We start from the raw sequence: 19,705 nt of genomic DNA, 5'->3' as shown, positions 1-19,705 counted from the left end.
TCTGACGGTATTAAGTACAGGGCCTGTGGATAACTCTGTTTACAACATTTTTACCAGACATGTAAAACGGGACAAAAATCCGCGCCGGATAAGGCGTTGGATTTGAGTTTGAAACGAAGAGAAAATTGGAGCGGGAAACGAGACTCGAACTCGCGACCCCGACCTTGGCAAGGTCGTGCTCTACCAACTGAGCTATTCCCGCATTGAGATGCTTTGGGCATCCGGTCACCAAACACTGGCGTGACCTTTGAATTTTTGGAGCGGGAAACGAGGCTCGAACTCGCGACCTCAACCTTGGCAAGGTTGCGCTCTACCAACTGAGCTATTCCCGCGTCGCATAGGTACTGCTTGATACTGCTTTATTTATTCATCATGCCGCATCGCGACATTGTTGAATTTGGAGCGGGAAACGAGACTCGAACTCGCGACCCCGACCTTGGCAAGGTCGTGCTCTACCAACTGAGCTATTCCCGCCCGGCGTATCGATGGTGGAACTTTACGAAATTCTTCATCGGTACGGGGTGCGCATTATACGAGAAATCCTTTTTGTCGCAAGCCCCTGAAAGCAAAAAAACGCGATTTTTGTTTGATTGCCGATTAAAGCGCCAAGTTGGCGAATTAAACGGCTAAAAGCGGCGTTTTTTCCCCTCCGGGGCCGCCACAGCCTTAGAGCTGGATGAAATGTTCGCGGTAATAAGCCAGTTCGGCCACCGATTCGCGGATGTCGTCCAGCGCCTGATGGGTACCCTGCTTTTTAAAACCACCGAGAATTTCCGGCTTCCAACGACGCGCCAGCTCCTTCAGCGTGCTGACGTCCAGATAACGGTAATGGAAGTAAGCCTCCAGCTCCGGCATATAGCGGAACAGGAAACGGCGGTCCTGGCCCACGCTGTTGCCGCAGATCGGCGATTTGCCGGCCGGCACCCACTGCTGCAGAAAGGCGATGGTTTCCAGCTCGGCGGCGCGATCGTCCTGGCGGCTGGCTTTCACCCGCTCCACCAGCCCGCTGCCGGTATGGGTGCGAACGTTCCACTCGTCCATCAGAGCCAGCTGATCGTCGGATTGATGCACGGCGATCACCGGCCCCTCCGCCAGGATGTTCAGGTTGGCGTCGGTGACCAGCGTGGCGATCTCGATAATGCGGTCACGCTCCGGATCCAGCCCGGTCATCTCCAAATCGATCCAAATCAGGTTATTTTCGTTTCCTGTCATGATGTTTCCTGCCTAAAAGCCGAGAGAAAAACGCTGTGCGGACGAGACGGCGGGCGCCGCCGGTGGCGACGCGCCGCAGCCGGCGGCTAACAACGGTTATTTAATATAAAATAGCGTGTATCATAGTCTTTTTGGTCGCCCTGGGCGACATATACCCCGACGGGTTCAAGGCTGCGGCCGGGGAAAGCCCCCCTACCGCCGTCGTACGTGTAAAGGTATAAAACCGATTCAAGTGAGGCGCAGTGAGTAAGAACAAACTGTCCAAAGGTCAGCAACGCCGCGTGCAGGCGAACCATCAGCGCCGTCTGAAGCGTGCTGATAACAAACCGGAGCCGGATGATTCCCAACTGGGCGAGCCGCAGGAAGGCGTCGTCATCAGCCGTTTCGGCATGCACGCTGACGTTGAGGCGCCGGATGGCACTCAGCACCGCTGCAATATCCGCCGCACGCTGCGTTCGCTGGTGACCGGCGATCGCGTGGTGTGGCGCCCCGGCCTGGGTGCCCATGAAGGGGTGAAAGGCATCGTGGAAGCGGTGCACGAGCGCACCTCGGTGCTGACGCGCCCGGACTTCTACGACGGCGTGAAGCCGATCGCCGCCAATATCAATCAGATCGTCATCGTGTCGGCGATCCTGCCCGAGCTGTCGCTGAACATCATCGACCGCTATCTGGTGGCCTGCGAAACGCTCGAAGTTGAACCGCTGATCGTACTCAACAAAATTGACCTGCTGGATGCCGAAGCGCGCAAGCTGGTCGACGGCATGATGGATATCTATCGCAAGATTGGGTACCGGGTGCTGGAAGTCTCCAGCCAGACGCGGGAAGGCATGGCGGAGTTCGAACAGGCGCTGGCCGGGCGCATCAGCATCTTCGCCGGCCAGTCCGGGGTCGGCAAATCCAGCTTGCTGAATGCGCTGCTGCCGCCGTCCGAAGAGCAAATTCTGGTAAATCAGGTTTCCGACGTATCAGGCCTCGGGCAACATACCACCACCGCCGCGCGGCTTTACCATTTCCAACACGGCGGCGATGTGATCGACTCCCCTGGGGTGCGCGAGTTTGGCCTGTGGCACCTGGAACCGGAACAAATCACCCGCGGCTTTGTCGAATTCCGTGATTATTTAGGCGGTTGCAAGTTCCGCGACTGCCGCCACGATACCGATCCCGGTTGCGCCATCCGCGCAGCAATGGAGAAAGGTGATATCGCGGAAGAGCGTTTCGACAACTATCACCGCATTCTGGAAAGCATGGCGCAGGTGAAGGTTCGCAAGAACTTCACGGACGCCGCAGACTGACAATAACGGGCGGCATTGACGACGGCGGAGCCCTCGTTACAATGCGCGCCCTTTACCCTGATTCACGAGGTTAACGTGCTGGATAGCATCAAGATTAAATTGCAATATTGGCTGCCGAAGCTGGCGCTGACCCGCCTGGCGGGCTGGGGCGCCGACAAACAGGCCGGCTGGCTGACCCAACTGGTGGTCAAGGCCTTCGCCCGCTACTACCGCGTGGACATGCAGGAAGCGCAAAATCCGGACCTGGCCTCCTACGCCACCTTCAACGAGTTCTTCGTGCGTCCGCTGCGCGACGGCGCGCGCCCGATCGTCGCCGACGCCAACTGGCTGGCGCTGCCCGCCGATGGCGCCATCAGCCAGCTCGGCCCGATCCGCGACGATCAAATCTTCCAGGCCAAAGGCCATCACTACAGCCTGGAAGCGCTGCTGGCCGGCAACTACTTGCTGGCCGAGCCGTTCCGCAACGGCCTGTTCGCCACCACCTATCTGGCGCCGCGCGACTACCACCGCGTGCACATGCCTTGCACCGGCGTGCTGCGTGAAATGATCTATGTGCCGGGCGATCTGTTCTCGGTCAATCCGCTCACCGCCGCCAACGTACCTAACCTGTTCGCGCGCAACGAGCGCGTGATCTGCGTGTTCGACACCGATATCGGGCCGATGGTGCAAATCCTGGTCGGCGCCACCATCGTCGGCAGCATCGAAACCGTCTGGGCCGGCACCGTCACGCCGCCGCGCGAAGGCATCATCAAGCGCTGGACCTACCCGGCCGCCGGCGAAGAAGGCGCCATCACGCTGGAAAAAGGCGCCGAAATGGGCCGCTTCAAGCTCGGCTCCACGGTGATCAACCTGTTTACCGCCGGCAGCGTGCAGTTCGCGCCGCAGTTGCATAACGGCACCGTCACCCGCATGGGCGAAGCCTTCGCCGAAATCCCGGCCACCGCTGAAACACCACAGACTTAGACCTAAAGGAATCGACGCCGTGCGCCTGATTATCACGCTTTTGCTCGGTTGCCTGCTGTTGCAACCGGCGCTGGCCGCCCCCGTGCCGACCGAGACCCAGCTCAAGCAGGAGCTGAAGCAGGCGGAAAGCAGCAAAAACGCGCCGAATCAGGCGGAAACTACCGAGGCGCTGCAAAGCGCCCTCAACTGGCTGACCGAGCGTAAAGAGTCGCAGACCCGCTCCGAGCAATATCAGAAGGTGATCGACGATTTCCCGAAGATGACGCAGGAACTGCGCCGTCAGCTGGTGTTGGAAGGCAACAAGATCCTGCCGAACGGCGACGATCTCCCGGCCAGCGATCTGGAACAGCAGATCCTGCAAACCAGCAGCCTGCTGCTGGAACAGGCGCGCCTGCTGCAGCAAGAGCAGGATCGCACGCGGGAGATCAGCGACTCGCTCGGCCAGTTGCCGCAGCAGCAGACCGACGCCCGCCGCGCGCTGACCGAAGTGCAGCGCCGCCTGCAGGCGCAGCCCGCCAACCCGACCACCCCGTACGCGCAGGCCGCCCTGGCCCTGCTGCAGACCGAGGCCGCGGCGCGCAAAGCCAAAGTGGACGAACTGGAGCTGGCGCAGCTGTCGGCCAACAACCGTCAGGAGCTGGCGCGCATGCGCGCCGAGGTCTATAAAAAACGCCACGAGAAGATAGACGTTCAGCTGCAGGCGCTGCGCAATAACCTCAACGCCCAACGCCAACGCGAAGCGGAACTGGCGCTGGAAAAAACCGAGCAGTTGGCCGAGCAGAATGGCGATTTGCCGAAGAGCATCAGCCAACAGCTGCAGATCAACCGCGAGCTGTCCGCCGCGCTGAACAGCCAGGCGCAGCGCATGGACCTGATTTCTTCGCAGCAGCGGCAGGCGGCGGCACAGACGCTGCAGGTGCGTCAGGCGCTGAGCACCATCATCGAACAGGCCCAGTGGCTCGGTTCGTCATCGGCGCTGGGGGAAACCCTGCGCGCGCAGGTGGCGACGTTGCCGGAGATGCCCAAACCGCAGCAGCTGGATGGCGACATGGCCCAACTGCGCGTGCAGCGTCTGCAGTTTGAAAGCCAATTGGAAAAACTGCCGCAGCGCGAATTCAAACGTGACGACGGCAGCGCGCTGACCAACCAAGAGCAGCGCATCGTCGACGCCCAGCTGCGCACCCAGCGCGAGCTGCTGAACTCGTTGCTGTCCGGGTGCGACACCCAAATCCTCGAGCTGACCAAGCTGAAGGTGGCCAACACCCAGCTGATCGAAGCGTTGAACGAAATCCGCGACGCCACCCACCGCTATCTGTTCTGGGTGCCGGACGTCAACCCGATCAATTTCTCTTACCCGCTCAACGTGGCGCACGATCTGACGCGCGTCCTGTCGCTGGACACGCTGTCCCAGCTCGGCGGCGCCTTCATGATGATGGTGACCAGCCGCGAAACGCTGATCCCGATCTTCGGCGCCCTGCTGCTGGTGATTTTCAGCATCAGTTCACGCAAGCACTATCACGCCTTCCTCGAGCGCGCCAGCGGCCGCGTCGGCAAGGTGACGCAGGATGAATTCTTCCTGACGGTGCGCACCGTGTTCTGGTCAATCCTGGTGGCGATGCCGTTGCCTGTGCTGTGGGCCGCACTCGGCTACGGCCTGCAAAGCGCCTGGAACTACCCGGTGGCGGAAGCGATCGGTAAAGGGGTGACCGCCACGCTGCCAATCCTGTGGATCTGCATGGTCTGCGCCGCCTTTGCCCACCCGCAGGGGCTATTCATCGTTCACTTCCGCTGGCCGGCGAAGCAAGTTTCGCGCGCCATGCGTTACTACAAAATGTCGATCTGGCTGATCGTGCCGCTGATCATGGCGCTGATCACCTTCGATAGCCTGAAAGAGCGCGAGTTCGCCAACACGCTGGGGCGGCTGTGCTTCATCCTGCTGTGCCTGGCGCTGGCGCTGGTCACCCACAGCCTGAAGCGCGCCGGCATCCCGCTATATCTGGATAAAAACGGCTCCGGCGACAACATGCTCAACAGCGCCTTCTGGGGGCTGCTGCTGTCGGCGCCGTTGCTGGCGGCGCTGGCGTCGACCGTCGGTTACCTCACCACCGCGCAGGCGCTGTTGGCGCGCCTGGAAACCTCGGTGGCGATCTGGTTCCTGCTGCTGGTGATCTACCACATCATCCGCCGCTGGATGCTGATCCAACGGCGGCGCATCGCCTTCGATCGCGCCAAACAGCGCCGCGCCGACATTCTGGCCCAGCGCGCCCGCGGCGAAGACGAAACCTCGCACACGCCGAACAGCACCGAAGGATCCATCGATCCGGACGACTCGGACTTCGATCTGGACACCATCAGCGCCCAGTCACTGCGGCTGGTGCGGTCGATCCTGACGCTGATCGCGCTGGTGTCGGTGATCGTGCTGTGGTCGGAGATCCACTCCGCGTTCGCCTTCCTGGAAAACATCTCGCTGTGGGATGTGACCTCAACGGTCAACGGCGTGGAGACCGCCCATCCGATCACCCTCGGCGCGGTTCTGATCGCTATTTTGGTATTGATCATCACCATGCAGCTGGTGCGCAATCTGCCGGCGTTGCTGGAGCTGGCGGTGCTGCAGCACCTGGATCTGACGCCGGGCACCGGCTACGCCATCACCACCATCACCAAGTACCTGCTGCTGCTGTTCGGCGCAGTGCTCAGTTTCGCCTGGATCGGCATCGAATGGTCGAAACTGCAGTGGGTGGTCACCGCGCTCAGTCTGGGATTGGGCTTCGGCATGCAGGAGATCTTCTCCAACTTCATCTCCGGCCTGATCATCCTGTTCGAGAAACCGATCCGCATCGGCGATACCGTGACGATCCGCAACCTGACCGGCACCGTCACCAAGATCAACACCCGCGCCACCACCATCTCGGACTGGGACCGCAAAGAGATCATCGTGCCGAACAAAGCCTTCATCACCGAACAGTTCGTCAACTGGTCGCTGTCGGATAACCTGACCCGTGTGGTGCTGACCGTACCGGCACCGGGCGAAGCCAACAGCGAAGAGGTGACCAAGATCCTGATGAACGCCGCCGAACGCTGCTCGCTGGTGCTGGATAACCCGGCGCCGGAGGTTTACCTGGTCGATCTGCAACAGGGGATCCAGATCTTCGAGATGCGTATTTACGCCGCCGAAATGGGCCACCGCATGCCGCTGCGCCACGAGATCCACCAGCTGATCCTGGCGGGCTACCGCGAGCACGGCATCACGCTGCCGTACCCGCCGTTCCAGGTACGCACCGAGACGCTGTCGCGGCTGACCAACAACGGCCGTACGCCGCCTTCCACGCCGGCGCCGAACACCAAGCGCGACGCCGGCGGTCTGTAAGCGGTTCTCGCGATAAAAAAATGGTCGGCAGATGCCGACCCTTTTCTCTTTATCACCGCCGGAAACGTCAGGCGATCCCAACCGGGAAGGCCAACACGTCACTCAGGCTCTCGGCGCCCAGCGCCAGCATCACCAGGCGATCCACGCCCAGCGCCACGCCGGAGCATTCCGGCATGCCGTGCTGCAACGCCGCCAACAGGTTGTAGTCGATCGGCTGCTGCGGCAGGCCGCGTTCCGCGCGTTTGCGGTTGTCCTGCTCGAAACGCTGCTGTTGTTCACGGCCGTCGGTCAGCTCGCGGAAACCGTTCGCCAACTCGATGCCCTTGAAATACACCTCAAACCGCTCCGCCACGCGGTGGTCTTCGGTGCTGATCTCCGCCAACGCCGCCTGGCTGGCCGGGAAGTGGTAGACGAACGCCGGCTTTTCACGGCCGATATGCGGTTCCACGCCCACGGTGAACAGCAATTGCAGCAGCGTATCGCGGTCTTCTTCGGTATCGGCGATGTTGCTCAGATCGAGTTTGGCCGCCGCTTCGCGCAGCTGTGCCTTCTCCGCCGACAGCGGGTCGATGTCCAAATGACGCAGGAACGCCTGCTGATAAGACAGGGTCTCCGCGCTCTCGCAATCCAGCACCTGTTGCAGCAGATCGTCCACCTCATTCATCAGGCGATACATGTCGTAGTGCGGACGGTACCACTCCAGCATGGTGAATTCCGGGTTGTGATGCCGCCCGGCTTCTTCATTGCGGAAGCTGCGACCCATTTGGTAGATCGGGCCACTGCCCGCCGCCAGCAGGCGCTTCATGTGATATTCCGGGCTGGTCATCATGTATAGCGTCAGGCCCTCTGCCGCCCCCGGCCCGACGAAACGCGTCTCGAACGGGAACAGGTGAACGTCGGTGACCGTTGCCTGGCTCATGGTGGGCGTCTCAACTTCCAGCACGCCACGATCGGCGAAGAAACGCCGGATCTCAGCCAGAATCGCTGCGCGTTTCAACAAATTGGCGATGGGTGCACTAGGCTGCCAGCTTGCCGTTTCGCTCATGGTAATTAACTCCGAAATCAAACAGGGGATGCAGTCTACTCGCATCCTTGCAAGCAAACAAATTCTTCACGTTGGGCAGCCGGCGCTGACGCCAATTTCCGACAAACGGGCGGTAAAAGGGGCAATAAAAAGGGAAACGCACCCCGAACCCGTAAAAAGGCAGGCAAGCCTGTCGAACGAGTGTTAATCGACAAAACAATCGATCACATCAAATTTCGACTACTTAACTTTAGGTATAGTTAATTCCCCATTATTGGTGGGAGATATCTATCCTTAACCTTTAAGCAACATTAATCGGTTCAATTAGTTAGCACCCGAAGAGTTCGCTAAATTTTAAGCATAGATATTTAACTTGCCGTTCTTAACAAGAACATTGGAGGAATGCAGTGCAAACCTTTAACGCCGATCTTGCCATTATTGGGGCCGGGGGCGCTGGTTTACGTGCAGCAATAGCCGCAGCGGAAGCCAATCCCCAACTGAAAATCGCGCTGATCTCTAAGGTCTACCCGATGCGCAGCCACACGGTCGCCGCCGAGGGGGGCTCCGCCGCCGTCACTCAGGATCACGATACCTTCGACTACCACTTCCACGACACCGTCGCCGGCGGCGACTGGTTGTGCGAGCAGGACGTGGTCGATCACTTCGTGCATCAGTGCCCGCGCGAGATGACCCAGCTCGAGCAGTGGGGTTGCCCGTGGAGCCGCAAACCGGACGGTTCGGTCAACGTGCGGCGCTTCGGCGGCATGAAGATCGAACGCACCTGGTTCGCCGCCGACAAGACCGGCTTCCACATGCTGCACACCCTGTTCCAGACCTCGCTGAAATACCCGCAAATCCAACGCTTCGACGAACACTTCGTGCTGGATATCCTGGTGGATGACGGCCAGGCCCGCGGCCTGGTGGCGCTCAACATGATGGAAGGCACCCGCGTGCAGATCCGCGCCAACGCGGTGGTGATGGCCACCGGCGGCGCCGGGCGCGTTTACCGCTACAACACCAACGGCGGCATCGTCACCGGCGACGGCATGGGCATGGCGTTCCACCACGGCGTGCCGCTGCGCGACATGGAGTTCGTGCAGTATCACCCAACCGGCCTGCCCGGTTCCGGCATCCTGATGACCGAGGGCTGCCGCGGCGAAGGCGGCATCCTGGTGAACAAGGACGGCTACCGTTACCTGCAAGATTACGGCATGGGCCCGGAAACCCCGCTGGGCGAGCCGAAGAACAAATACATGGAGCTGGGCCCGCGCGACAAAGTGTCCCAGGCCTTCTGGCACGAATGGCGCGCCGGCCGCACCATCGCCACCCCACGCGGTGACGTGGTCTACCTCGATCTGCGCCACCTGGGCGAGAAAAAGCTGCTGGAGCGGCTGCCGTTCATCTGCGAACTGGCCAAGGCCTACGTCGGCGTCGATCCGGTGAAAGATCCGATCCCGGTGCGCCCTACCGCGCACTACACCATGGGCGGCATTGAAACCGACCAGAACTGCGAAACCCGGATCAAGGGGCTGTTCGCGGTCGGCGAATGTTCCTCCGTCGGCCTGCACGGCGCCAACCGCCTCGGCTCCAACTCGCTGGCGGAACTGGTGGTGTTCGGCCGCGTCGCCGGTGAACACGCGGCGCGGCGCGCGCTGGAAACCGCGCCGGCCAACGGCAGCGCGCTGGATGCGCAAACCCGCGACGTCGAAAGCCGGCTGAGCAACCTGATGAAACAGGAAGGCAGTGAAAACTGGGCGAAGATCCGCGACGAAATGGGGCTGTCGATGGAAGAAGGCTGCGGCATCTACCGCACGCCGGAGTTGATGCAAAAAACCATCGATAAGCTGGCCGAGCTGAAAGAGCGCTTCAAGCGCGTCAAAATCACCGACAACTCCAGCGTGTTCAACACCGATCTGCTGTACACCATCGAGCTGGGTTATGGCCTGGACGTCGCCGAATGCATGGCGCACTCCGCGTTTAACCGCAAAGAGTCGCGCGGCGCCCACCAGCGTCTGGACGAAGGCTGCACCGAGCGCGACGACGTCAACTTCCTCAAGCATACGCTGGCGTTCCATAACCCGCAGGGCGCGCCGCATCTCGAATACAGCGACGTGAAAATCACCAAGCTGCCGCCGGCCAAACGCGTCTACGGCGCAGAAGCCGAAGCGCAGGAGAAAAAGAATAAGGAGCAGGCAAATGGCTGAGATGCAAACCCTGAAGATCGAAGTCATGCGCTATAACCCGGAAACCGACGCCGAGCCGCATTTCGTCACCTACGCCGTGCCTTACGACGAACAAACTTCGCTGCTCGACGCACTGGGCTACATCAAGGACAACCTGGCGCCGGATCTCTCCTACCGCTGGTCTTGCCGCATGGCGATCTGCGGTTCCTGCGGCATGATGGTCAACCGCGTGCCGAAGCTGGCGTGCAAAACCTTCCTGCGCGAGTACACCAACGGCATGAAGGTCGAAGCGCTGGGCAACTTCCCGATCGAGCGCGATCTGGTAGTCGATATGACCCACTTCATCGAAAGCCTGGAGGCGATCAAGCCGTATATCATCGGCAACGATCGCAAACCGGAAGACGGCCCGAACGTGCAGACCCCGGCGCAGATGGCCAAGTACCACCAGTTCTCCGGCTGCATCAACTGCGGCCTGTGCTACGCCGCGTGCCCGCAGTTCGGCCTCAACCCCGAGTTTATCGGCCCGGCGGCGATCACGCTGGCGCACCGCTACAACCTGGACAACCGCGACCACGGCAAGAAACAGCGCATGCCGCAGCTCAACGGCCAGAACGGCGTCTGGAGCTGCACCTTCGTCGGCTATTGCTCCGAAGTCTGTCCGAAACACGTCGATCCTGCCGCCGCTATCCAACAGGGCAAGGTGGAGAGCGCCAAAGACTTCATGATCGCCATGTTGAAGCCGCAATAAGGGAGAAAAATTGCCATGACAACTCAACGTAAGCCCTATGTGCGCACCATGACACCCACCTGGTGGCAAAAGCTCGGCTTCTACCGTTTCTACATGCTGCGCGAAGGCACCTCGGTGCTGGCGGTCTGGTTCAGCATCGTGTTGCTCTACGGCGTGTTCGCACTGAAGGGCGGCACCGAGAGCTGGGCCGGCTTCATCGGTTTCTTGCAGAATCCGCTGGTGCTGCTGATCAACATCGTCGCGCTGCTGGCGGCGGCGCTGCATACCAAAACCTGGTTCGATCTGGCGCCGAAAGCCGCCAATATCGTGGTCAACAGCGAGAAAATGGGGCCGGGCCCCATCGTTAAAGGACTGTGGGCCGTCACGATCGTCGTCAGCGTGGTCATTCTGGCCGTGGCCCTGATCTAATCCGGAGGAAACATGATAAATCAAGCACCTAAACGCTCCGACGAGCCGGTTTTCTGGGGGTTGTTCGGCGCCGGCGGCATGTGGGGCGCGATCGTCGCGCCGGCCATCGTGCTGCTGGTCGGCATCCTGCTGCCGCTGGGGCTGTTCCCCGGTGAAGCGCTGGGCTACGAACGCGTGCTGGCGTTCTGCCAGAGCCTGATCGGCCGTCTGTTCCTGCTGCTGATGATCATTCTGCCACTGTGGTGCGGCCTGCACCGCATCCACCATGCGATGCACGATCTGAAGATCCACGTGCCGGCCGGCAAGTGGGTGTTCTACGGTCTGGCGGCGATCCTCAGCGTCGTTACCGTCATCGGCGTCGTCACCTTGTAAACCGCTCAGGCGGCCAACGCCCGTTGGCCGCCTGTTATTATTTCTAAGGGTCTATCAGTTCGATCAAATCGACATACCCTATGGATTTCAAGCTGTAGCCAGGTGCCCAGCTCACTCATCCCCAGGAGCTTACTTAGGTCAGTGACTGGGGTTAGTGAGTGCAGGTAACAACGCGACAACGTGAAAGACGACGGGTATCAGTGACTGCTGAATTTCAACCCAAGTATGCCGACCACGATCAGGCACAGGCTGATGATGCGCGCGATATTGGTCGACTCCCCCAACAGCACCATGCCCATGATGGCCGCGCCCACCGCGCCGATACCGGTCCATACCGCATAAGCGGTGCCGGCGGGCAGCGTTTTCATGGCGTTGGCCAGCAGCAACATGCTGACCACCATCGCGGCGATGGTGATGATGCTCGGCGTCAGCCGGGTAAAACCGTGGGTGTATTTCAAACCGATAGCCCAAACCACTTCAAGCAAACCGGCGATAAGCAGAATAATCCAGGCCATGAGACGGCCTCCCTACCACTGGGGTCGTCCCCGATATAATGACGCGTAAACGGGTCGTCCCGTTCAGCTGGGTGATGAATGGCGGGCAACCTCACCCGCACCGCGGCAGGATAGCAGCAGCGCAAACACATAGACAAGGGTTTGTAATGCGGCGGCCCCCGTTTGTGGAACGCCGCCGGGTGGAGTACGGATTATTCCGCGCTGCGCTGAATGGCCTTGCCGCCGGCCTGAATGTCTTCACCCACGCCGCGGGTGGTATTGCAGGCGGTCAACGAGGCCAAAATCATCAAGGAGAAGATCGCGATAATACTTTTCTTCAGCATAAGAAAGCCCTTCTTGGTCGTGATGAAAAAGTACGGCTCTTTAAGCTTAGTCAAAATTGACGGAGGGGGAATCGCCACCGGCTTTGTGGCGCAAATACATCGGATTAAAGGGCGGGTCAGCTGGCCGTGCGCGAGATGGCGCCGCCGAGATGCTGAACGTCTTCGCCGAAACCGCGAAACGTATTGCAACCGCTAAGGGAGAAAAGGAACAACAGGGAGAGCACGGCCAACAACGTTTTCTTGAACATGCGGATTTTCTGCCAACGAACGAGGATGGGATAAAGCAGAGGAACCGCTGGGGTTCCTCTGCTTTGAAACTTATTTAACGCGAGAGACGTATTCGCCAGAGCGGGTGTCAACGCGAACGACTTCGCCAATCTGGACGAACAACGGTACTTTAACCACGGCGCCGGTGCTCAGGGTAGCCGGCTTGCCGCCAGTCCCTGCGGTATCGCCTTTCAGGCCCGGATCGGTATCGGTGATTTCCGCTTCGATGAAGTTCGGCGGCTGAACGGCGATTGGGCGACCATCCCACAGGGTGATGATGCACTCCGCGTTGTCCTGCAGCCATTTTGCCGCGTCAGATACAGTTTTGCCGTCAACCTGATGCTGTTCGAAAGTCTCAGGGTGCATGAAGTGGTAGAACTCACCGTCGCTGTACAGGTAGTTCATGTTGGTATCTACCACATCTGCGCCTTCGCAAGAATCGGTAGACTTGAAGGTTTTTTCCACGCGGGTGCCGGTCAGCAGACGACGCATTTTCACGCGCGCAAACGCCTGGCCTTTGCCCGGCTTAACGAACTCACTGGCTTCGACGGCGTAAGGTTCGCCCTCGAACATGATTTTAAGACCCGGACGGAAATCGTTGCTAGAATAAGTCGCCATGATGGCCCTCTGAATATTTGAACTGGTAGCTTAGCCAAAAAAATGGCACACATTATAACCCAAAGTACGGCACATAGAGAAGATTGGTTGCATCAACTCGCCGATGTTATTACCGATCCTGATGAATTACTGCAGCTTTTGTCACTGAATACGCACCCGGAACTGCCGCAGGGGCGCGATGCCCGCCGGCTGTTTGCCCTGCGCGTGCCGCGCGCCTTCGCCGCACGCATGCGCCCCGGGGATGCCAACGACCCGCTGCTGCGCCAGGTGCTGACCGCCAGAGAGGAGTTCATCAACGCCCCAGGGTTCACCACCGATCCGCTCGATGAGCAGCGCAGCGTGGTGCCGGGCCTGCTGCACAAATACCGCAATCGCGCGCTGCTGCTGGTCAAGGGCGGCTGCGCGGTCAACTGCCGCTACTGCTTCCGCCGCCACTTCCCCTATCAGGATAATCAGGGCAATAAGAACAACTGGCGGCAGGCGCTGGATTATATCCGCCAACACCCGGAACTGGACGAGATCATTTTTTCCGGCGGCGATCCGCTGATGGCGAAAGACAGCGAGCTGGAGTGGCTGGTCGGCGAACTGGAGAGCATCCCTCACCTGAAACGCCTGCGCATTCACACCCGTTTGCCGGTGGTGATCCCGGCGCGCATTACGCCGGCGCTGTGCCGCCTGCTGTCGGCCTCGCGCCTGCAGGTGCTGATGGTCACGCACATCAACCACGCCAACGAAATTGACCGCGATCTGCAGAGCGCCATGGCGCAGCTGCGCCTGGCCGGCGTCACGCTGCTCAACCAGAGCGTGCTGCTGCGCGACGTCAACGACAACGCCGACACGCTGGCGGCGCTCAGCAACGCGCTGTTCGACGCCGGTATCCTGCCCTATTACATCCACGTGCTGGACAAGGTGCAGGGCGCGGCGCACTTCATGGTCAGTGACGATGAGGCGCGCGCCATCATGCAGGCGCTGCTGAGCAAGGTGTCCGGTTATCTGGTGCCGCGCCTGACGCGTGAAGTGGGCGGCGAACCGAGCAAAACGCCGATCGACCTGCGCCTGATGCAGGAGTGACGCGCAGCGCTCGCGCCAACGAAAAGAGGAATGCCATGGCATTCCTCTTTTTTTTATCTCTTCGCGGCTGTCGGCCTCAGCGCCTTAGGGGCACTTGTAAACCTGGCCGACCATTTTGCTGTCCAGCGGCGCGAAGCTGGAGAGCAGGTTCTGGCTCGGGCTGTTGGCGCCGTAGATCACGTTGCCGCCCATCGCCGCCGCCTTGTTGCGCAGATCGTTGGCCGCACCGCGCATGGAGCTGCCTTCACCGCCGTTGCCGGACAGCCAGTTGCTCTGGGTGCCGGTCACTTCCCCCAGCAGCTGGCATTCCGCCGCCGGCTTGCTGTCGGTGAACTTGATCTGCTGACCCGCAGCGGTCAGTTCATTCGTGGTGCTGCAACCCGCCAGCAGCATCGCTGCCGAAAGACCCAGTAAGGCTTTAATCCGCATCTTGTTCCCCATTCGATGTTGAGAATTACGCAAAAGCTTATCAGAAAGCGATGCCATCTCTTAAGCATCCGTTGCCACGCTAGTGGGCCAACGTCTTGAGCGACAGCTGATGACTTACCAGTTTACCAGCTAAATCGCCCCGGGCGGCAAAAATATCATCAAATACAGTGCTGCCGCGCGCAGGCATAAAAAAACCCCGGCCATTTGGCCGGGGTTCTCAGCACACGAACGTGTGGGGGATGATTACATCATGCCGCCCATGCCGCCCATGCCACCCATGCCGCCTGCTGCGCCCATATCCGGTGCGTCAGCCTTCGGCAGGTCGGTGACCATGCATTCGGTGGTGATCATCAGGCCAGCCACGGAAGCCGCGTACTGCAGAGCAGAACGGGTCACTTTGGTTGGATCCAGGATACCCATCGCGATCATGTCGCCGTATTCTTCAGAGTAAGCGTTGTAGCCGTAGCTGCCTTCGCCCGCTTTAACGTTGTTAGCGATAACGGAGGCTTCTTCACCGGCGTTGATCACGATCTGACGCAGAGGAGCTTCCATTGCGCGCAGCGCAACTTTGATGCCCACGTTCTGGTCTTCGTTGTCGCCTTTCAGCGCGGCGATTTTGCCTGCCACGCGGATCAGCGCTACGCCGCCGCCGGCAACCACGCCTTCTTCCACTGCGGCGCGGGTCGCATGCAGGGCGTCTTCAACGCGTGCTTTCTTCTCTTTCATTTCAACTTCAGTCGCTGCGCCAACTTTGATAACGGCTACGCCGCCAGCCAGTTTCGCTACGCGTTCCTGCAGTTTTTCACGATCGTAGTCAGAGGTCGCTTCTTCGATCTGCTGACGGATCTGAGCAACGCGGCCCTGGATGGTCGCTTCGTCGCCTACGCCATCGATGATGATGGTGGTGTCTTTGTTGATCACAACGCGTTTTGCCTGGCCCAGGTCTTCCAGGGTGGCTTTTTCCAGCTCCAGACCGATCTCTTCAGAGATCACGGTACCGGCGGTCAGGGTCGCGATGTCCTGCAGCATGGCTTTACGACGGTCGCCGAAGCCAGGCGCCTTAACGGCAGCCACTTTCACGATGCCGCGCATGGTGTTGACCACCAGGGTCGCCAGCGCTTCGCCTTCAACGTCTTCGGCGATGATCAGCAGCGGTTTGCCTGCTTTGGCAACGGCTTCCAGCACCGGCAGCATTTCGCGGATGTTGGAGATCTTCTTGTCAGCCAGCAGGATGAACGGGCTTTCCAGCTCAACAGAACCGGTTTCCGGCTTGTTGATGAAGTACGGGGACAGGTAACCGCGGTCGAACTGCATACCTTCAACCACGTCCAGTTCGTCTTGCAGGCCAGTGCCTTCTTCAACGGTGATCACGCCTTCTTTGCCCACTTTCTCCATCGCTTCCGCGATCAGAGTACCCACGGTTTCGTCGGAGTTGGCAGAGATGGTGCCGACCTGAGCGATAGCTTTGGAATCGGAGCAAGGTACGGACAGTTTTTTCAGTTCTTCAACCGCAGCGACAACCGCTTTGTCGATGCCGCGCTTCAGATCCATCGGGTTCATGCCTGCAGCAACCGCTTTCAGGCCTTCGGTGATGATGGCCTGAGCCAGTACGGTGGCAGTGGTAGTACCGTCGCCCGCCGCGTCGTTCGCTTTGGAGGCTACTTCTTTTACCATCTGCGCGCCCATGTTCTCGAACTTGTCTTCCAGTTCGATTTCACGCGCAACGGATACGCCGTCTTTGGTGATGGTCGGCGCGCCGAAAGATTTATCCAGCACTACGTTGCGGCCTTTCGGGCCCAGGGTCACTTTTACTGCATCAGCGAGAACATTCACGCCGCGGAGCATTTTCACGCGAGCGTCATTGCCGAATTTTACGTCTTTAGCTGCCATTGGTATTTCCCTTCAACTCGTTCAGTTCAGAAGATAAAGCGCAATTACGCTTCAACAATTGCCAGAATGTCGCTTTCGGACATGATCAACACTTCTTCATTGTCGATCTTCTCTGCTTTCACGCCGTAGCCGTCGTTGAAAATCACGATATCGCCAACTTTCACATCCAGCGGTTGGATGTTGCCGCTTTCCAGCACACGCCCTTTACCCACTGCAACCACTTCACCGCGAGTGGATTTACCCGCAGCAGAGCCAGTCAGGACGATGCCGCCAGCAGATTTTGATTCAACTTCTTTGCGCTTGACGATAACGCGGTCATGCAATGGACGAATACTCATTGAACGCTCTCCTGTAAGAAGGTCTCTATCAGATTTAGGGTTGTACACCGGATGGTTGTTATTACCGGCCTCGTGGCATTTGAGATGGGGGCGTTCCAGCCCCCTTCAAGGGGGCAAACGAAAAAAATTTCGCATTTTTGGTCGCGCGGGCGCGGCGGAGATGAAAAACGCGGCCCAGGCCGCGTTTTGTTAACGATCGTGAGGTTTGCGGTCCTCGTCCGGGCGATGTTCCAGCACCGGACGATCGTCGTCCTTGCGCTGAAATTCGCCGTCGAAGGTGTTGCCGTTGGCGGCGTCGCCCCCCGTCCAACCACCGGGGCGGTAAACCGACAGATGCGGCATCAGCTTCAGCGTCAACGATTTTTGCACCGGCGGCAACAGCAGCAACAGGCCGAGGAAGTCGGTGAAAAAGCCCGGTATCAGCAGCAGGAAGCCCGCCAGCACCAGCGAAACGCTTTTCACCATCTCCGCCGCCGGGCTTTCACCGGCCGCCAGTTTTTGCTGCATCTGCACGAAGGTTTTCATGCCCTGATTGCGCACCAGCGAAATGCCGACGCAAGAGCTGAACACCACCAGCAGCAGGGTGACAGCCACGCCGAGCACGGCGGCGACTTTGATAAAGATGGATATTTCTATGTAAGCCAGCAGAAATATCAGCAGTAGCGGTAACCAGCGCACCTGGTTCTCCTATCGGTAGGTAAAGCGCGGCCGCCACGGGGCGACGGCGCGAAAAAAGAGGCCGTAAACGGCCGACCCCACTACAATGGGGACATCCCCCCGCCATTTCAACCGAGAGCCGGTTTTTATTGCTAAAGTTCACAAACGTGAAAGAAGTCACAGAACCGGAAAAGGGCATATCCTTAAACACCATAAGGTGATCTGGATTCAGTCATTTCTTACCAACCAGCATATGATCTGGGCAGCAACGGGCGATTTGGTTAATCGTTTCACGCCCCAAGCCTTCGGCAATATTAATTTAGGCTGCGCCCTTACCAGCCTTGACCTGACAAATTATTAATTCGGCAGCAACACATAGAGAAGGTTCTCATGTCAAACAACATTCGTATCGAAGAAGACCTGTTAGGAACACGTGAAGTCCCCGCAGACGCTTACTACGGAGTTCACACTCTGCGTGCGATTGAAAACTTCTACATCAGCAACAGCAAAATCAGCGACGTCCCCGAGTTCGTTCGCGGCATGGTGATGGTGAAAAAAGCCGCGGCGATGGCCAACAAAGAACTCAAAACCATCCCGCGCAAAATCGCCGACGTCATCATCCAGGCCTGTGACGAAGTGCTGGATAAAGGCAAATGCATGGATCAGTTCCCGGTGGACGTGTTCCAGGGCGGTGCGGGCACCTCGCTGAACATGAACACCAACGAAGTGCTGGCGAACATCGGCCTGGAGCTGATGGGCCACCAAAAGGGCGAATACCAGTACCTGAACCCGAACGATCACCTCAATAAGTGCCAGTCCACCAACGACGCCTACCCGACCGGGTTCCGCATCGCGGTGTACGCCTCCAACCAGAAACTGATCGACGCCATCAACCAACTGCGCGAAGGCTTAGATCGCAAGGCGAAAGAGTTCGAAACCATCCTGAAAATGGGCCGCACCCAGCTGCAAGACGCGGTGCCGATGACGCTCGGCCAGGAATTCCACGCGTTCAGCGTGCTGCTGAACGAAGAAACCCGCAACCTGCACCGCACCGCGGAGCTGCTGCTGGAGGTCAACCTGGGCGCCACCGCCATCGGCACCGCGCTCAACACCCCGGAAGGCTACCAGCCGCTGGCGGTGCAAAAACTGGCGGAAGTCAGCGGCCTGCCGGTGGTACCGGCGGAAGACCTGATCGAAGCCACCTCCGACTGCGGCGCCTATGTGATGGTGCACAGCGCGCTCAAACGCCTGGCGGTGAAACTGTCCAAAATCTGTAACGACCTGCGCCTGCTCTCCTCCGGCCCGCGCGCCGGCCTGAACGAGATCAACCTGCCGGAACTGCAGGCGGGCTCGTCCATCATGCCGGCCAAAGTCAACCCGGTGGTGCCGGAAGTGGTCAATCAGGTGTGTTTCAAGGTGATTGGCAACGACACTTGCGTTACCATGGCGGCCGAAGCGGGCCAGTTGCAGTTGAACGTGATGGAGCCGGTGATCGGCCAGGCGATGTTCGAGTCGATCCACATCCTGACCAACGCCTGCTACAACCTGCTGGAAAAATGCATTAACGGCATCACCGCGAATAAAGAAGTCTGCGAACACTACGTCTTCAACTCGATCGGTATCGTCACCTATCTGAACCCGTTCATCGGCCACCACAACGGTGACATCGTCGGGAAGATCTGCGCCGAAACCGGCAAGAGCGTGCGCGAAGTGGTGCTGGAACGCGGCCTGCTGACCGAAGCCGAGCTGGATGACATCTTCTCCGTGGAGAACCTGATGCACCCGGCCTATAAAGCCAAACGCTATACGGATGAAAATGAACAATAACAGACCTACCCGGTAGCCCTGAAAGGCACGCTAAATCCTCTGGATAGCGTGCCTTTTTACTTTCCGGCGCCCACAAAATTTTAACGTTTTATTTTCAATTTACACCCTAAATCATTGGGACTGCATCAAGACGGCAAGCGCGCAAGTCCCCAGGAGCTTACTCAAGTAAGTGACTGGGGTGAGCGCTCGCAGCCAACACCG

At 59.3% G+C, this 19,705-nt stretch carries 19 protein-coding genes and 3 tRNA genes; 9 read left to right on the top strand and 13 right to left on the bottom strand.

The window, feature by feature from the left end:
* Positions 1-126 precede the first annotated feature (126 nt).
* The 4 genes from BHU62_RS07310 to orn form a co-directional block, all read right to left on the bottom strand.
* A tRNA-Gly gene (locus BHU62_RS07310) sits at positions 127-202 on the bottom strand.
* A gap of 54 nt (positions 203-256) precedes the next feature.
* A tRNA-Gly gene (locus BHU62_RS07305) sits at positions 257-332 on the bottom strand.
* Between the two features lie 66 nt (positions 333-398).
* Positions 399-474: transfer RNA gene (locus BHU62_RS07300), tRNA-Gly, on the bottom strand.
* A 192-nt stretch (positions 475-666) separates the two neighbouring features.
* Positions 667-1,212: an oligoribonuclease gene (orn, locus tag BHU62_RS07295; protein ID WP_073531338.1), complete on the bottom strand. Its 546-nt coding sequence runs from the start codon at positions 1,210-1,212 to the stop codon at positions 667-669.
* Positions 1,213-1,454: 242 nt separating this feature from the next.
* Between orn and rsgA the strand changes: the two genes are divergently transcribed.
* From rsgA to mscM, 3 genes are all read left to right on the top strand, one after another.
* Positions 1,455-2,504: a small ribosomal subunit biogenesis GTPase RsgA gene (rsgA, locus tag BHU62_RS07290; RefSeq protein WP_033638924.1), complete on the top strand. Its 1,050-nt coding sequence runs from the start codon at positions 1,455-1,457 to the stop codon at positions 2,502-2,504.
* A 75-nt stretch (positions 2,505-2,579) separates the two neighbouring features.
* Complete coding sequence (gene asd / locus BHU62_RS07285; protein WP_073531337.1) at positions 2,580-3,467, top strand: archaetidylserine decarboxylase; 888 nt, start codon at positions 2,580-2,582, stop codon at positions 3,465-3,467.
* A 19-nt stretch (positions 3,468-3,486) separates the two neighbouring features.
* Positions 3,487-6,834: a miniconductance mechanosensitive channel MscM gene (gene mscM, locus BHU62_RS07280; protein WP_073531336.1), complete on the top strand. Its 3,348-nt coding sequence runs from the start codon at positions 3,487-3,489 to the stop codon at positions 6,832-6,834.
* A 67-nt stretch (positions 6,835-6,901) separates the two neighbouring features.
* Here mscM and epmA read toward each other — a convergent pair whose 3' ends face one another.
* Positions 6,902-7,879, bottom strand: a complete 978-nt coding sequence (epmA, locus tag BHU62_RS07275) for an elongation factor P--(R)-beta-lysine ligase (RefSeq protein ID WP_004929681.1) — start codon at positions 7,877-7,879, stop codon at positions 6,902-6,904.
* 386 nt (positions 7,880-8,265) lie between these two features.
* Between epmA and frdA the strand changes: the two genes are divergently transcribed.
* The 4 genes from frdA to frdD are packed head-to-tail and all read left to right on the top strand — an operon-like array spanning position 8,266 to position 11,569.
* Positions 8,266-10,062, top strand: a complete 1,797-nt coding sequence (gene frdA / locus BHU62_RS07270; protein ID WP_073531335.1) for a fumarate reductase (quinol) flavoprotein subunit — start codon at positions 8,266-8,268, stop codon at positions 10,060-10,062.
* Positions 10,055-10,789, top strand: coding sequence for a succinate dehydrogenase/fumarate reductase iron-sulfur subunit (locus BHU62_RS07265; protein ID WP_073531334.1), 735 nt, complete (start codon positions 10,055-10,057; stop codon positions 10,787-10,789). Before frdA ends, BHU62_RS07265 begins: the two co-directional genes overlap by 8 nt.
* A gap of 15 nt (positions 10,790-10,804) precedes the next feature.
* Complete coding sequence (frdC, locus tag BHU62_RS07260; RefSeq protein ID WP_073531333.1) at positions 10,805-11,197, top strand: fumarate reductase subunit FrdC; 393 nt, start codon at positions 10,805-10,807, stop codon at positions 11,195-11,197.
* 12 nt (positions 11,198-11,209) lie between these two features.
* The gene (gene frdD, locus BHU62_RS07255; protein ID WP_004929672.1) at positions 11,210-11,569 is read left to right on the top strand and encodes a fumarate reductase subunit FrdD; all 360 of its coding nucleotides are present in this window, start codon (positions 11,210-11,212) and stop codon (positions 11,567-11,569) included.
* Between the two features lie 197 nt (positions 11,570-11,766).
* On the opposite strand, the gene sugE is transcribed toward frdD, so the two are convergent.
* From sugE to efp, 4 genes are all read right to left on the bottom strand, one after another.
* A complete protein-coding gene (gene sugE, locus BHU62_RS07250; protein WP_004929669.1) occupies positions 11,767-12,084 on the bottom strand; it encodes a quaternary ammonium compound efflux SMR transporter SugE in 318 nt (105 codons plus the stop codon).
* Positions 12,085-12,275: 191 nt separating this feature from the next.
* A complete protein-coding gene (locus tag BHU62_RS07245) occupies positions 12,276-12,407 on the bottom strand; it encodes an entericidin A/B family lipoprotein (RefSeq protein ID WP_019453399.1) in 132 nt (43 codons plus the stop codon).
* 116 nt (positions 12,408-12,523) lie between these two features.
* The gene (locus BHU62_RS07240; protein WP_019453400.1) at positions 12,524-12,655 is read right to left on the bottom strand and encodes an entericidin A/B family lipoprotein; all 132 of its coding nucleotides are present in this window, start codon (positions 12,653-12,655) and stop codon (positions 12,524-12,526) included.
* Between the two features lie 70 nt (positions 12,656-12,725).
* Positions 12,726-13,292, bottom strand: a complete 567-nt coding sequence (gene efp, locus BHU62_RS07235) for an elongation factor P (RefSeq protein WP_073531332.1) — start codon at positions 13,290-13,292, stop codon at positions 12,726-12,728.
* 42 nt (positions 13,293-13,334) lie between these two features.
* Here efp and epmB point away from each other — a divergent pair, with 42 nt between their 5' ends.
* The gene (epmB, locus tag BHU62_RS07230; RefSeq protein WP_073531331.1) at positions 13,335-14,363 is read left to right on the top strand and encodes an EF-P beta-lysylation protein EpmB; all 1,029 of its coding nucleotides are present in this window, start codon (positions 13,335-13,337) and stop codon (positions 14,361-14,363) included.
* Positions 14,364-14,447: 84 nt separating this feature from the next.
* On the opposite strand, the gene BHU62_RS07225 is transcribed toward epmB, so the two are convergent.
* The 4 genes from BHU62_RS07225 to BHU62_RS07210 all read right to left on the bottom strand — a co-directional run bounded on the left by BHU62_RS07225 (position 14,448) and on the right by BHU62_RS07210 (position 17,698).
* A complete protein-coding gene (locus BHU62_RS07225; RefSeq protein ID WP_073531330.1) occupies positions 14,448-14,792 on the bottom strand; it encodes a DUF4156 domain-containing protein in 345 nt (114 codons plus the stop codon).
* A 243-nt stretch (positions 14,793-15,035) separates the two neighbouring features.
* Positions 15,036-16,682, bottom strand: a complete 1,647-nt coding sequence (gene groL / locus BHU62_RS07220) for a chaperonin GroEL (protein WP_073531329.1) — start codon at positions 16,680-16,682, stop codon at positions 15,036-15,038.
* 44 nt (positions 16,683-16,726) lie between these two features.
* Positions 16,727-17,020, bottom strand: a complete 294-nt coding sequence (locus BHU62_RS07215; RefSeq protein WP_004952634.1) for a co-chaperone GroES — start codon at positions 17,018-17,020, stop codon at positions 16,727-16,729.
* Between the two features lie 189 nt (positions 17,021-17,209).
* On the bottom strand, positions 17,210-17,698 hold the full coding sequence (locus BHU62_RS07210; protein ID WP_073531328.1) for an FxsA family protein: 489 nt from the start codon (positions 17,696-17,698) through the stop codon (positions 17,210-17,212).
* A gap of 369 nt (positions 17,699-18,067) precedes the next feature.
* Between BHU62_RS07210 and aspA the strand changes: the two genes are divergently transcribed.
* Complete coding sequence (gene aspA, locus BHU62_RS07205; protein ID WP_073531327.1) at positions 18,068-19,504, top strand: aspartate ammonia-lyase; 1,437 nt, start codon at positions 18,068-18,070, stop codon at positions 19,502-19,504.
* Positions 19,505-19,705 lie beyond the last annotated feature (201 nt).

Origin of the sequence: Serratia marcescens (genome assembly GCF_001902635.1) — a bacterium.
GTDB lineage: Bacteria > Pseudomonadota > Gammaproteobacteria > Enterobacterales > Enterobacteriaceae > Serratia > Serratia marcescens_F.
The sequence above is the reverse complement of the archived record's forward strand: the minus strand, read 5'-3'. Positions and strand labels throughout refer to the sequence as shown.

Bases quoted from the DNA above. Each gene is read 5' to 3' on its own strand.
- frdD (WP_004929672.1), top strand. From the start codon at position 11,210: ATGATAAATCAAGCACCTAAACGCTCCGACGAGCCGGTTTTCTGGGGG.
- orn (WP_073531338.1), bottom strand. From the start codon at position 1,212: ATGACAGGAAACGAAAATAACCTGATTTGGATCGATTTGGAGATGACC.
- BHU62_RS07215 (WP_004952634.1), bottom strand. From the start codon at position 17,020: ATGAGTATTCGTCCATTGCATGACCGCGTTATCGTCAAGCGCAAAGAA.
- BHU62_RS07245 (WP_019453399.1), bottom strand. From the start codon at position 12,407: ATGCTGAAGAAAAGTATTATCGCGATCTTCTCCTTGATGATTTTGGCC.
- sugE (WP_004929669.1), bottom strand. From the start codon at position 12,084: ATGGCCTGGATTATTCTGCTTATCGCCGGTTTGCTTGAAGTGGTTTGG.
- frdC (WP_073531333.1), top strand. From the start codon at position 10,805: ATGACAACTCAACGTAAGCCCTATGTGCGCACCATGACACCCACCTGG.
- aspA (WP_073531327.1), top strand. From the start codon at position 18,068: ATGTCAAACAACATTCGTATCGAAGAAGACCTGTTAGGAACACGTGAA.
- BHU62_RS07225 (WP_073531330.1), bottom strand. From the start codon at position 14,792: ATGCGGATTAAAGCCTTACTGGGTCTTTCGGCAGCGATGCTGCTGGCG.
- epmA (WP_004929681.1), bottom strand. From the start codon at position 7,879: ATGAGCGAAACGGCAAGCTGGCAGCCTAGTGCACCCATCGCCAATTTG.
- epmB (WP_073531331.1), top strand. From the start codon at position 13,335: ATGGCACACATTATAACCCAAAGTACGGCACATAGAGAAGATTGGTTG.
- groL (WP_073531329.1), bottom strand. From the start codon at position 16,682: ATGGCAGCTAAAGACGTAAAATTCGGCAATGACGCTCGCGTGAAAATG.
- efp (WP_073531332.1), bottom strand. From the start codon at position 13,292: ATGGCGACTTATTCTAGCAACGATTTCCGTCCGGGTCTTAAAATCATG.
- BHU62_RS07240 (WP_019453400.1), bottom strand. From the start codon at position 12,655: ATGTTCAAGAAAACGTTGTTGGCCGTGCTCTCCCTGTTGTTCCTTTTC.
- BHU62_RS07265 (WP_073531334.1), top strand. From the start codon at position 10,055: ATGGCTGAGATGCAAACCCTGAAGATCGAAGTCATGCGCTATAACCCG.